Raw genomic sequence first — 13,227 nt, forward strand, 5'->3', positions numbered from 1 at the left:
CCATTCTTTTTATTGATGTAATTTTTAGTACTATTATTTTATATACCACTAAAAATAATAACGGTAGGCTAATTGGTATTGACGTTCAATAAGTTCAACCGCTTGGTGCTCGTAATAGCGTGAAGGCCTGTTTGATTTGAGCCAGTTATATTCTGCCATTACAAAGCTATGTTGGGTTAATTTGTAACGATACGCAAGAGAAGCTCCGTTGCCACTCTCATTATTGTTGTCACCCAAAGTATCATCTCGATCGTCAACGTCAAAATGTTCTAACCTAAATGCCAAGTGACTGCTCTGCCATTTTTTTCTGATGAGCACAAAAGCATTATTGAATTTTCCGTTAACAATATCTACACCATATGGGGATTTCATATCAGTATTACCTTGCATATATTGTCCGATAACTTCCCATTGAGGCGCTACTTTATATTTAACACCTAAGTGGCTAAATGTTGTCGTCCAAGTATATTGACCTTCTTCAACCAGCCCTTCTTCTGCTTGGTTATCATAGAAACCTAAATTTACTTTCAGTGCATTTTGATAACGCCATGTCACCGAAAAGTGTCCCCCCAACCGATTATCTAGCTCAATAAAAGGATCCGAGTTCGCCGCTTGCTCCGATAAGGTTGCATTGCGGGCAGGAAAGTTTTGTACCGTAAGTTTTTCTTGTAATAAGGTTTGCCTACTCCCCATTGTCCAACCATGCCACGTTAACATAGCGCCAGCACTGTCGTTATTTTGAAATAAAGCAAAATCAATAGAAAATGTATGTGGAGATTTGGTTGCTTTACCCAATTTTTCTATTGTAAAATTTGCGCCTGTACTTCTTAATTCTTCACCAATCCAATTATTTAGGCTGCTAGAAGTTAGCGTATAAGGTGTTGACCATGCTGTTGAGACATTTTCCATACTAATTTGAGGATAAAAAACACCTATTTTAGATTTAATCCGCCAGCCTTGAGCATTTGGTAAACCTTTATATTGTAAATAACCTTCCGTTAACCCTATGTTGTTATTTACTTTGTCAGCAAACGCGTTCGCTACAATCATCGCAGACCAGTTATTATCCCAACTCAATTGATATTGCAAACCTAATTGACCCAACGCTAGCCCGCTACCGGCATCGTACCTAAACTTGCCATACCCACCTTGAAGGTAGCTTTGTGAATGGCGGATGTTATCAACATAATAAGCACGAACATCGATAATACCTTTGAAGGTTGATTCTGCGCTCCAAATCTTCGAGCTACAAAGGATGAGAACGATAGCTAGCGAAGGTCTTAACATTTAAGCCTCTATCCTATTGATATTATAAGATGTATTTTCCATCCATAAATTTAATGTATCGACAGGTAATGGTTTACTTATAAAGAATCCTTGGGCCAACTCGCAACCGAGAGATTTAAGCCAGAGTAAAGTGGGTTCATCTTCAATTCCTTCTGCCACAACAGAAAGTCCTAAATTGTGGGCTAACTCTAACGTTGAATGGACAATTATTTTATCGCTTTCATCAGTTGATAAATTTTGCACAAATGAGCGATCAATTTTTAACTCCTGTACTGGTAATTGTTTCAACTGTGCTAGAGACGAATACCCCGTGCCATAATCGTCAATTGACAATTTAAAGCCTTGTTCACTTAAGTAAGATAAAATTTCAGTCGCTTTTTCAGGATCAGCTACGACTGCGTCTTCAGTAACTTCTAACGTTATTGCGTTATCAGATAATTGATGTTGTTGTTTTAGTGCTATAACGAAATCAGGATATGATTTATCTAAAATATTTTCGGCTGAAATATTAATAGCAATGTTGATATCTACCCCTTGATTTCGCCACTTCACGTATTGGTTAATTGCCGCTGTTGTTACCCACCGAGTTAGCGCCCCCATTTGTCCTGTTTTTTCAGCGATGCTGATAAATGAATCGGGTGGGATCAGCCCTTTATCCGGATGTTGCCAACGCACTAAAGCTTCAACATGACTAATTGTCATTGTTTCCAAAGTCATTTTTGGCTGATAAAATAATACCAATTCGTTCTGCTCTATCGCCTGCTTTAAACTGTTGGTCAAAAACAAGCGCTCTAGTGCATTGATATCAAATTGCGGCTCGTAAATTTGAAAACTCTTCTTATTCTTTTTTGCATACTGCAAAGCAACATTACTTTTTTGTAATAATTCATCAACATTATGCCCATTATGTAATGTAGAAACCGCCACACCAATAACAAACTGTAAGTGCAAGCTAATGCTCTCAAACTGACATTGAATGTTCAATTCAGCTAGCAACTGTTCAATTAACGGTGACACCGCTTGGTTTGCAACAAGCAGTACAAAGTTTTCATTACCTAAATGGAAACAGGTAATCGGTAATTGGCTTTTCAACATCCGATTTGAAACTTGTAATACCACATCGTCACTCACTTTATACCCAAGAGTGTCAGTAATATCTGCTGCACCGATGAAGCAAGTTTGGATCACGAGGAAATCTAGGTTGCTTGCTTTTCGCTTATTCAATTCATTGATGAGTGCATTTCTATTAGGTAATTTTGAAAGTGGGTCATGAAATGCTTGAAAACTAATGGTTTCTTCTCTTGATACTATGGCCTTAGTCATATGATTAAATTCGTTTGATAACTGATAAAGCTCTTCACTTCCTTCAACCGCTACATTGCCATCATAGTCACCATGGGTAATAGCTTTTACTTGGCTAACCAATTGCGTAATAGGTCGGGTAATACTTTTGGCTATAGCTAGCGCACTAATAATAGAAAGCACTAGTGTCAAAATAATCAATAGCACCAGATTTTCCCACTGCACGCCGACTGTTTTCAAAACATCAATTTTTGACTTAAATAACAAGGCAATAAGTTTGTTACTGCCAACTGAACCAAGAGAATGTTGCTGATAAATATAGTGCTTCTCTGTTTTTTTTATGATCGCTGAAAATAAATTGCTATCTATGGGATAACGTTCTTCAGCTGAATTCGCGGTAATTAGATAACCTGTATCCGATTCAATAGCGAAAGCGATATTGACATCTGTTAACGTGGCGAGCTCTTGTGCCAACTCGGTGTCAATTAAATAACCAAAACCAATCCAGCCAATCGTACGATCGCCACTTTTAATGGCAGCTAAACTTAATTGATACAACTGACCATTAAGCTTAACTAGTTGGGAATTTTCTTCGTCAATGAAATCATTTTGTTGATCAAATAGCTGACCTTGCCCCGCGCCAATTTTAACTTTCTCTTTGCCATCTGATGTCTTGTAAGTCACTAATTGCGCAAACACAATGCCATTCATATCGAATGCCATGGCAAGATTACTGTTAATCCTTTTTCGGTGATTATTGAGCGCAATTAAGAAACTTTTATTGTCTTCTTCTAGAACAGATTTTAACCCATAATCTTTAGCCGCAGTTTCTGCAAACGCCGATAAATAATAACGTCGATTGTTTATTTGAGTTTTAAAAACATTTGTCGCATTGGTAATACGATTATTTAATTGAGTACGCTCTAACTTTTGACTCGCTTGATAAGTTGAAAAAAATGATACTAATTGCACAATTAGCAATAGAAATATGAATAGAATAAGTATTTTACTTTGTAAACTACGTACTTTTAAAAGCTTCATTTGATATTAGTACTCTTCTATAAAATTGAATTCATCTTGCCCTTTTTGTTCAGGTATAGGTAATAGTTTTTTTGGCAGTGAAATTGTCACATTATTAATAGAATCATCAACAGTAACTATTTGACTGATCCTATTATTTTCGACATCTAATTGCGGATGCCATGCTGTAATTACATATTCACCAGCATTTGGCAGGGTAAAGGTTAGTTGTCCCGACCCATCTGTTTTTCCATAATACGGTGTATCAACCACTAAAGTATAGCCGCTCATCCAGTCATGTATATTACAACCCATCGCTATTTCTTCTGCTACTAGCATAGGTTCAGTCATTTGTTCTACACCAGATTGAATCTTAAATTCGAAGCGATTTTCACCCGATACCGAATATATATGATGAGTTATATCATCTTGATTAACAAACTTAATCGGCTGCCCCTTTTGGATCACCGTTATATAAGGCGAGAATTTTTTATCTTTTTGGTTGATTAAAAGCGCATTAGTATTAAGAGGTAAATGTTTAATCCCCTCAATTGGTCGGGCGTATACAACAATACCATTGACATCCTGATCTTGAGTATCAATAACTTTAACGATTAATTCACTCGATATTACATCAAACACAACCAACATTGCCGCAGTCATTAAGAATAAATATTTCAATTTTTTTCCTTACACATTAAGTAGATTTTTCAAATTCCTATTAGTTGAGCATAAACCACAAAAGACAGAAAAACCTTTAAGATAAATTTTCACTTACTAACTAGAACGGTAATAGCAAAAAAAAATTACCATTTAAGGAAAATACTTGTCCAAAATAAAATACTTATTCTATTGTTGCAATAATCAAATGTGGAGAGAAATAGATTGCTGATCTTTTTTCGTCATTTTACTAACAACCAGTTTATATGAATTGTCGATCATCCGTTCAAGCTCGCCTTGTGGAATTGAGCCGTCTAAAATAACACTGTTCCAATTCTTTTTATTCATGTGATATCCAGCGATAATCGCGGGGAAAATATCACGTAACATTTCAGCTTCGCTTGGCTCACACTTTATATTCATCCAAAAGTAGTGTTTGGCTTCGTCATCAACGTTGGCACTTTTAGCCTTAGAACCATGAGCAATTGTCGCAAACATTTTATTTTTTACTTTAAAAACTTTAATATCATCGCCAAAAGGATAATAAAGTGAGGCGACTGGCTTTGCTAATAAATAGTGTTCAACCTCTTGCTCATTCAAACTACTCATTGAAGTTTATTTCCCTATTTAAAACACTTAACTTTACTTCTCAATCAATTTTAGCCTATCAGTAAATAGACGTTTCAGCCTTGTCAGTTAACTCCAAAGCCTGCTAACAAGTATTTTACTCAAAAAAATACCGATAAAAAATTATCGGTATTTAATAAACAACAACCTAAGTTCAATTAATAATAAGAAACCTGTGTAGGTATTGTTAAAATACTTTTTCCAAAACGTTTTAGCCAATAATATATCGCCGCAAAAATACCAATAACGATCAATATACTAACGCCTGCTGACAACGGATTATCAGTAAAGGTAGCCACTTGATAAGTGAATGTAGCCGCCAAATAGGCAAGTGAAAAACTCCATAAAGCTGCAAAGGAAGCCCAACGAGTTCCTACTTCACTTTTAATTGCACCCATTGCCGCTGCGCAAGGTGTATACAGTAGAATAAATAACAGGTAGCTAAATGCGCCGATTTTTCCAGCAAATGCCGCTTGCATAACCGTAAAGGTTCCCTCGTTAACACCCTGCTGTTCTGCGGCGGTATGTAAGTTGGTAACATCTCCGATATCAGTTCCTAAAGGGTCGTCAGCTTGAATACCTAATAAGTTTTCTTTTATTGAATCTACTGCATCATTCCACAGTTCAGGCATCGATTTTAATGCCTCTTTTTCAGCATTTGTATCAGTATATAAACTATTAAAAGTAGCCACTAACGCTTCTTTGGCAAACAAACCCGTAATAATACCGACACTTGCTTGCCAGTTGTCTTCCTTAATTCCCATCGGTGCAAGTAAAGGGGTAACAACCTGAGCACTTTTACTTAATACAGACTCTTGAGAGTCTTGGTGACCAAACTGACCATCAGTACCTAATGAGTTAAAGAAGTTAAGGACACAAACCACTAAAACAATCGTCTTACCCGCTCCCAAAATAAATGAACGAGTGCGTTGCCAAACACGATGTACAAGATAAGAAAGTTTAGGTATTTCATAAAGCGGTAATTCCATAATATTGACAGAATTTTTACCCATTAATACCGTGTGCTTTAATAAGAAGCCGGTAAAAAGAGCCGCGGCTATTCCGATTAAATACAGTAAGAAAACTAAGTTTTGTCCTGAGTCAGGAAAAAATGCAGCAGCAAATAGCGCATATACGGGTAAACGCGCACCACATGACATAAACGGCGACATCATTATCGTAGTGATACGTTCGCGCTCACTATCAAGAATTCGTGCTGACATTACAGCAGGAACCGTACAGCCAAAACCAACAATTAAAGGCACAAAAGCTTTACCGGGTAAACCAATTTTTTGCATAGCACTGTCAACCACAAACGCTGCACGCGCTAGGTAGCCACTGCTTTCTAAAATCGATAAGCCAATAAATAAACAAGCGATGATTGGAATAAAAGTCGCGACTGTTTGAATACCTAAGCCAGCACCTTCAATGAGAGTGAGCAGCCACTGAGGTAAATCAAAACTGGATAAAAAGTGTAGAGGATAGTCAACAAAGATAGCGCCAGCTAAAATATCAAAAAAATCAATAAAAGCACTACCTACATTAATCGCAAACATAAACAATAAGTACATCATGCCCAGGAAAACGGGAACACCTAACCATGGATGAAGAATAAAATGGTCAAGGCGATCACTCAAACTTATCTCAGGTTCTTTTTTTGAGTTTGGCAGATTTTTTTTAATATCAATCAATAATTGCTGAATGAATTCATAACGCGCCTGCATAATACTAATAGCATCAGTATTCGTTTGCTGACAAGCACCTTGATCATTACAAGAGCCACATTCAAGGTCAATCAAGGCTTCAGTTGAATTTTGATCAGCAAGTTTACTAACGATGCTTGGTGATAAAATTAATTTTTTAGGACGTTGAGTCGCTTTAGGTAATTCAAGTAAAGCCTCTTCAACTTTCTTTAAAGTATCTTTAGCTAAACTATTGGCAATAATAACTTTACAGCCCAGTTCTTTGGCTAAGATATTGGTGTCAACTGTTTGAGCTTCTTTGCGATCTGATTTATTAATAACCAGTAATAAGGGTAAACCGAGTTCAAGTAATTGTGTGGTTAAATACAGTTGGCGCTTTAATTGAGTCGCATCAACAACATTGATCAAACAATCAATGCCTTTGTTTTTAAGAAAGTCTTGAGTAATAGTCAGATCTTTACTTTGCTCAGATCGAGTTGCAAGAGAGCTAATACCAGGTAAGTCTGAGAGTAAAACTTGATTATTATTAAATGAGAAATGATGCTGTTTTGTCGCTACAGTAACACCAGTCCAGTTTCCAGTTTGTTGTTTCGCACCAGTTAAGGCATTAAAAAAGGTGCTTTTTCCTGAGTTGGCAAAACCAACTAGAGCCAAATGTAAAGCTTGTGACATTAGACTATTTCTATACCTATTTGTTGAGCAATACTTGGCGCTAAACAAATCTTAGTACCATGGAGGTGAAAGGCAAGTGGCCCATTAAATGGAGCTTTATGGGCTAATGATATTTCAGTTTTTAACGCAAATCCTTGCTCGATTAACTTTGACGTTAAATCGAAATTTGTCGGTAACGTTCTGATCACCGCTCGCTGGGTACGCGTTAATTGTGAAAGGGTCATAAACAACAACTCAAATAATAATGATTATCATTTGATTCTACTTTACTATTAACTTTTCAGCAAGCGTATATGACAGCGGAATTGATCTAAATCAGCAAAAAATAATCTACCCGCTAATTTACTTTGGAAATTCATTAGCTAACAAACGATCCATATTCTTAGTGTAAAAAATATGAGTCGACTTTTATGTACGACTCCCCTAAAACTAGAAGTTCAGCAACCGTAAATGTGCTCCCTCATGTCAATAGTATGATGGCATCAATAGATGAAGAAGCTCGTCACTGTGTTCAAAATCAGAAATAATAAACGAGGTGACTAACCGTGTATTACTGAGATTTCAAATTCATGGCGAAAGTGACTTCTACTCTTTTTGATCCCGTATGTTCACACCTGCCACTATTGTTTAAATAAGAACCGGCAAGCCTTACCAATAAGCTATATTCACTTATCGGTAAGCGCCAATATTTATCATTATTTTAGTATTAGCAAGTTAAAAGCTGTATGTCATTTCAGCCCAACCACTTGTACCTTCAGCAGGTAAACGGTCCATCAGTGTAATTTCACTGCCTTTAACTCGGTTATAGCCACCTAAATGATTTTGGTATTCTTTATCTAGCAGGTTATCAATACCAAAACGAAGAGTTAATTCATTATTAACGTAGTACTGCGCATCTATATTGACGACACCATAACCTGCACTTACTTTTTCCAGGTTCGTTAATGAAACATCTTTTTGTGCCGACGCGATAACTAAAGCTAAGTTTGCTGACCAATTTTCAGTAAAGTAACTGGCACTTATCTGACCATTTAATGGCGCAATACGATACAAGTTGTCGTTAATATCACGACGTTCACCGCGAACATAACTGACCACTGCTGATAGCTGAATGTGATCATTGACATAGTAATGACCGTTTACGTCAGCCCCATAAAGTTTGGCATCAACATTAGTAAATTTAAGAGGATTGTTGTCTCCCGACATCATCTGAGCCATCATTTTTGCTGACATATCTGACATACCTAGTGGTGTACCTTGAATATAGTTATCAATATTTTGATAAAAAACATGAGGTGCAATCATCGCTTTGGGGGTTTGATAAGTGAAACCAATATCCGCTTGATACGCCGTTTCACTTTTAAGATTTATATCTCCAATATAAGTGTTACCGTCAGCTAAACCACCTGTTGACTCCATAGGTGTCCAAAGATAAAGCTCTTGATATGATGGCGCACGATTTTTTAAACCGAGCCCCATATACAGTGATAATTCTGTCGATAATTGTGTTTCAGTACTTAACGCGATATCGACATTAGTATCAGCTACACTGCGGTCACTATGATTAAAGTTATCACGTAAGTTTTTAGCTAAATCAGCCATACTAGGCATCGTTGAGCTCATACCAGAATTGATTGTATTCATAGTGCTCGCCATAGGCATCATCATGGCCATTGATGTTGCTACTTCTCCAGCATCAGATTCTGCTCTTTTTAAGCGTGCCCCCAACTGAATTTTAGTCTCACTATAGGTTTGCTGCCACTGAGCAAATAGTCCAAGACGGTTATCTTCAACATCATTAAAATTAACGACTTCAAACATTGCATTGTTTGGATTCGTGATCACAGAGTCGTGTTCAGCTAAATATCCATCTAAACCAAATGATAAACCACCAAAAGAAAACGCTTTTCCAACCGTAAATTTAAAATTAGTCGTTATGCCTGTAGCGTTATTGCGACGATATTTTTCAGGGTTACTGTTAAGTCGCATATCAAAATTAGTCATGCCATGATCCGCATCGGTATAACCTAATAACCAGTCAGCTTGCCAGTCTGCCAACATAAAATTACCGTCTAAACTTGCTCGATGACTGAAGATATATTCAATATCCATCGGTAATGCTGGCGTACCTGAATCTTGTGTATCGGTATAATGGTAACTGAAACCGGTTTCACTCGTAGCGCCAACATAACGCAAATCAGCACCCAACTGACGTTTAGCATAAACTGTTGGTGATATTTTTTTACCATCACCACTTTCCATGCTGTTACCGTCTTGCAAGTTGGCGTAAAACAAACCGCCTAGATTACCTTTAGCAATATTAACGACTGAGGATAACGTTTGTGCTTCGTTATTACTTCTTGCTCCAACTTGTAAATCTCCATCTACGGCTAATTTGTCACTATTATGTGACTCTGCTTTACGCATTTTTACATCAATAGCGCCGCCAATGGTGTTAATACCTGCAGAAACAGGTGCAATACCCCGATATACGGTCATTGACTCGACAATAAGTGGTGTTGAATAACTTAGTGGCGTGTCCATAGCGTTAGGTCCAGCGCCAATAACGGCTTGACCATCGAGGGTCGTTGAAATGCGATCACCGTATAATCCACGATATTGCGCAATACCTGTTACAGGGCCATTTCTGTTAACATTTGCACCTGGCACCGACATTAGCCAACGAGCTAAGTCTGGCTCAGTCGTTTTACCTTGTGCATAGCTTTCATTATTTTCAATACCGAGACGGTGGCGCTGATTAGTGATGGTGATCACTTCAATGTCATCTATGTTAGCTTCACTCGCATTTGGAGCAACCGTATTATTGGCAAAAGCATTGGCTGAACAAAAGCTATTAGAAAGTAGAAGAGAACTTATTGCCAAAACAATAGGCTTAATTGAAAACGTCATAGGTATTTCACTTATTTTTATTTAAATATAGAAAATGGGTATAACGTTATTCTGCTAGCTAGAGCTTTTGAAAACAAAGGAAAAACAAAGAAGTGCGACATATTGTCGCAATAAAAAGCCACTTATTTCGTCTAAATCAAACAGTGGTTAATAAATGTCAGAATAATAAATATCAATAAGAGAGTAAATGACTAGGTTTTTGTTTCTGCAGTTTGCGCTGCATTTCTTTTTCCTAACATTTTCATAATGTCACGCCAGGTTAATATCCCTACTGGCATATTATTATTATCAACAATAGGAATACACGACGTATTAGTATGATTAAAAATATCTATGGCATCAAAGGCATTAGCATCGGGTGTTAGCGTGATTAGCTTTCTGTTCTGAATTTGATGAGCTTTTTTGTTTAAAGTCGCTAAATCTCTGGCTAGCTCTCCAGCCGTGCCAATATAGGGGCTAAGCGCCTTTAAAAGATCTCTGTCTGAAATAACCCCTGATAATTTTTTATTATCAACAACGAGTAAATGATGAAAACTAGCATATTCAAAAATATTTTTTATCGTCAGTAAGTTATCATCCAAAGACACACTAACAAACCCTTTCGTCATGATGCTTGCTATTTTCATTATCCTCTCCCTCTCATCAATTTATTATTAATTATAGAATATACTCCAAAACGACAAAGAGAATTTACTTTATTTGGGGATAATAGATGACAATTAGCCTAACAGTGGCACAATGAGGAAAGACTAAAAATAAGGAATATAAATGAAGGGTTTAACTACCTTAATTTTATTGTGTATTAGCACAATAAGTTATGCCACTGAACAAGCAGAAGAAATATTCAAAAAACTTGCTCCATCACTTTATCAAATACGACTTATCGATATTGCCAGTGGTGAAAAGTCATCTATTGGTTCGGGTTTTCAAATCAGCAGCGACGGTTTAATAGCCACTAACTATCATGTTATTTCTGGCTATGCGCGCCATCCAAATAAATACACTATTGAAATTTTTGATCATCAAGGTAAAAAAGCTCCACTTACGTTACAGAGTGTTGATGTTATTAATGATTTAGCCTTAGTCAAAAGGGTCACTGATGGCGAAATGCCTTTTTTTGAAATTGCGCAAAGTGTTCCCCACAAAGGTGAAGAACTTTATTCTTTAGGAAACCCACATGATCTAGGCATGATAGTAGTACCCGGCACCTATAACGGGTTGAAAAAAGAATCATTCAACGACCGAATCCATTTTACTGGCTCGGTAAACTCGGGAATGAGTGGCGGACCTGTTGTCAACAAACGTTCTGAGGTTGTGGGCATAAATGTTGCCACATCAGGTAACCAAATCGGATTTTTAGTGCCACATGATAAATTGCTTAACTTGTATGAGCGCTATAAAGTATCTGAACCTGAAAATATTAAAGCACAAATGGCGCAACAGCTTGCTGATAATCAAGACAAATTAATAACAACGTTACTGAGTAGCGAATGGCAAATGCGACCTTTAGGCGAAGGGTTAATACCGGTAGTTAATATTCCTTTTATTCGTTGCTGGGGGGAGTCAAATGCTGACAAAGCAGACGCCATTGTTTTAGCTGTTGTGGCCAATTGTTCTTTAGATGAAAACACTTATATTTCAAATGATTTTTTCACTGGCTCAATTGAAATGGAATATAGGTATATGCAAGCAAAAGAGCTTAGCGATACCAAGTTTTATCAAATTTTTGAACGCCAACTAAACCAAGTTATGCCGGGTAACAAAGCAGGTAAAGATGATGTCTCTGAATATCAATGTCAGCACGATATTGTTACTCCATCAAACCAGGCAATTACCAATAAATCTGTTTTTTGTACGCGCGCTTATAAAGACTTTCCCAATTTATTTGATGTTTTATACATAGCGATTTCTGTTGATAAGGGTGATGAAGCGCTATTAAGCCACTTTACCATTGCGGGCGTTAGCCAAAACAGTGCACTTAATTTCACAGAGAAATTTATGGAGTCTATCTCATGGAAATAATCATTGAAGAAATCACCCGCTCCCATAAGTTAATCGCTCGCCATAAGTTCTTACAAAATAACGTTAATATTGGTCGTGGTTATGATAATGATATTATTATGGCAGACCCACATATTTGTGCCCAACACCTTAACCTAAACTTCAATGGTGAGCATTGGGTCTTAAATGACAACGGATCTGTTAATGGTAGCTTCTATGAAGACGAATTTTCAAAAACAAAATCAGCAGTTAATGAGCATATAGTTCATTCTGGGCAAGTGTTTATTCTTGGCAAAAGCTTAGTGCGAATTGTTTTTCCTGAGCATCCTGTGCCTGAAAGCGTCAGTTTTAGCTCTTTTGAAAGCCTTTTAACGCTCACAAGGCACCCTATTTTCTTAACGTTAAGTATTGTATTATTTGCCAGTGTCACCGGTTGGTTATTTAATCTTCACAACCCCGTGGAGGTTAATTTTACCCAACTATTAGTTCCTGCCATTGGTATGACGTTGCTCTTTTCGCTTTGGCCTGCCGGTGTTGCTTTGGTTTCTCATTTAACAAAACACGATGCTCGATTTTGGGGACAGTTAGGTATCTGTTTCGTCTTTTACAATTTAATGTGGTTAAGTGATTTCATTGAAAATATAGTAAGCTTTAATGCTTCATCTCAGTCAATGTTTGGTGTGATTGCCGCTTTATTACCAATCGTATTAGCTTTTTGTTTATTCTGGTTAAATTGCCATATTGGTTTCCATATGAGTAACCAACGCAGAACAGTAATCGCGAGTTGCATGACCTTGTTGTTATTTGGTGGTAGCTTTTTAATTAAATTAAGTAAAAAACCTGAATTTAGTATCCAACCAGCCTTTAATAGCACTTTACTGGCGCCAAGTTATTTGTTTACTGGCAGTAATAATGTGCAAGGGTTTCTTGAAAACAGCAAAGCGTTATTTAACGATGCCCAAGAAGCGGCAAAAAAAGAAGAAAAATAAACAACAATAATTAAATTGCAAAAGTAAAAAAGGCTAACGAGTCATCGTTAGCCTTT

10 protein-coding genes are annotated in these 13,227 nt (G+C 37.0%); 2 read left to right on the plus strand and 8 right to left on the minus strand.

The window, feature by feature from the left end:
* Nucleotides 1-48: 48 nt before the first annotated feature.
* The 8 genes from H4J39_RS02575 to H4J39_RS02610 all read right to left on the minus strand — a co-directional run bounded on the left by H4J39_RS02575 (nt 49) and on the right by H4J39_RS02610 (nt 10,807).
* Nucleotides 49-1,287: a hypothetical protein gene (locus H4J39_RS02575; protein ID WP_182225844.1), complete on the minus strand. Its 1,239-nt coding sequence runs from the start codon at nt 1,285-1,287 to the stop codon at nt 49-51.
* Nucleotides 1,288-3,630 carry an EAL domain-containing protein gene (locus H4J39_RS02580; protein WP_182225845.1) on the minus strand — a complete coding sequence of 781 codons (2,343 nt, stop codon included), beginning with the start codon at nt 3,628-3,630 and terminating at the stop codon, nt 1,288-1,290.
* Between the two features lie 6 nt (nt 3,631-3,636).
* Nucleotides 3,637-4,290, minus strand: coding sequence for a hypothetical protein (locus H4J39_RS02585; RefSeq protein ID WP_182225846.1), 654 nt, complete (start codon nt 4,288-4,290; stop codon nt 3,637-3,639).
* Nucleotides 4,291-4,473: 183 nt separating this feature from the next.
* Nucleotides 4,474-4,869, minus strand: a complete 396-nt coding sequence (locus tag H4J39_RS02590; protein WP_182225878.1) for an MmcQ/YjbR family DNA-binding protein — start codon at nt 4,867-4,869, stop codon at nt 4,474-4,476.
* A 185-nt stretch (nt 4,870-5,054) separates the two neighbouring features.
* On the minus strand, nt 5,055-7,271 hold the full coding sequence (gene feoB / locus H4J39_RS02595) for a ferrous iron transport protein B (protein WP_182225847.1): 2,217 nt from the start codon (nt 7,269-7,271) through the stop codon (nt 5,055-5,057).
* Nucleotides 7,271-7,495 carry a FeoA family protein gene (locus H4J39_RS02600; RefSeq protein ID WP_070375663.1) on the minus strand — a complete coding sequence of 75 codons (225 nt, stop codon included), beginning with the start codon at nt 7,493-7,495 and terminating at the stop codon, nt 7,271-7,273. Before H4J39_RS02600 ends, feoB begins: the two co-directional genes overlap by 1 nt.
* Nucleotides 7,496-7,985: 490 nt before the next feature.
* Nucleotides 7,986-10,181, minus strand: a complete 2,196-nt coding sequence (locus H4J39_RS02605; protein WP_182225848.1) for a TonB-dependent receptor — start codon at nt 10,179-10,181, stop codon at nt 7,986-7,988.
* Between the two features lie 191 nt (nt 10,182-10,372).
* The gene (locus H4J39_RS02610) at nt 10,373-10,807 is read right to left on the minus strand and encodes a CBS domain-containing protein (RefSeq protein WP_182225849.1); all 435 of its coding nucleotides are present in this window, start codon (nt 10,805-10,807) and stop codon (nt 10,373-10,375) included.
* A gap of 142 nt (nt 10,808-10,949) precedes the next feature.
* On the opposite strand from H4J39_RS02610, the gene H4J39_RS02615 reads away from it, so the two are divergent.
* A complete protein-coding gene (locus tag H4J39_RS02615; protein ID WP_182225850.1) occupies nt 10,950-12,203 on the plus strand; it encodes a serine protease in 1,254 nt (417 codons plus the stop codon).
* The gene (locus tag H4J39_RS02620; RefSeq protein ID WP_182225851.1) at nt 12,194-13,171 is read left to right on the plus strand and encodes an FHA domain-containing protein; all 978 of its coding nucleotides are present in this window, start codon (nt 12,194-12,196) and stop codon (nt 13,169-13,171) included. The genes H4J39_RS02615 and H4J39_RS02620 overlap by 10 nt, the downstream gene beginning before the upstream one ends.
* Nucleotides 13,172-13,227 lie beyond the last annotated feature (56 nt).

This window comes from Colwellia sp. Bg11-12, assembly GCF_014076955.1.
GTDB lineage: Bacteria > Pseudomonadota > Gammaproteobacteria > Enterobacterales > Alteromonadaceae > Colwellia_A.

Coding starts and splice junctions, on each gene's coding strand:
- H4J39_RS02575 (WP_182225844.1), bottom strand. CDS start 1,287: ATGTTAAGACCTTCGCTAGCTATCGTTCTCATCCTTTGTAGCTCGAAG.
- H4J39_RS02580 (WP_182225845.1), bottom strand. CDS start 3,630: ATGAAGCTTTTAAAAGTACGTAGTTTACAAAGTAAAATACTTATTCTA.
- feoB (WP_182225847.1), bottom strand. CDS start 7,271: ATGTCACAAGCTTTACATTTGGCTCTAGTTGGTTTTGCCAACTCAGGA.
- H4J39_RS02600 (WP_070375663.1), bottom strand. CDS start 7,495: ATGACCCTTTCACAATTAACGCGTACCCAGCGAGCGGTGATCAGAACG.
- H4J39_RS02605 (WP_182225848.1), bottom strand. CDS start 10,181: ATGACGTTTTCAATTAAGCCTATTGTTTTGGCAATAAGTTCTCTTCTA.
- H4J39_RS02610 (WP_182225849.1), bottom strand. CDS start 10,807: ATGAAAATAGCAAGCATCATGACGAAAGGGTTTGTTAGTGTGTCTTTG.
- H4J39_RS02615 (WP_182225850.1), top strand. CDS start 10,950: ATGAAGGGTTTAACTACCTTAATTTTATTGTGTATTAGCACAATAAGT.
- H4J39_RS02620 (WP_182225851.1), top strand. CDS start 12,194: ATGGAAATAATCATTGAAGAAATCACCCGCTCCCATAAGTTAATCGCT.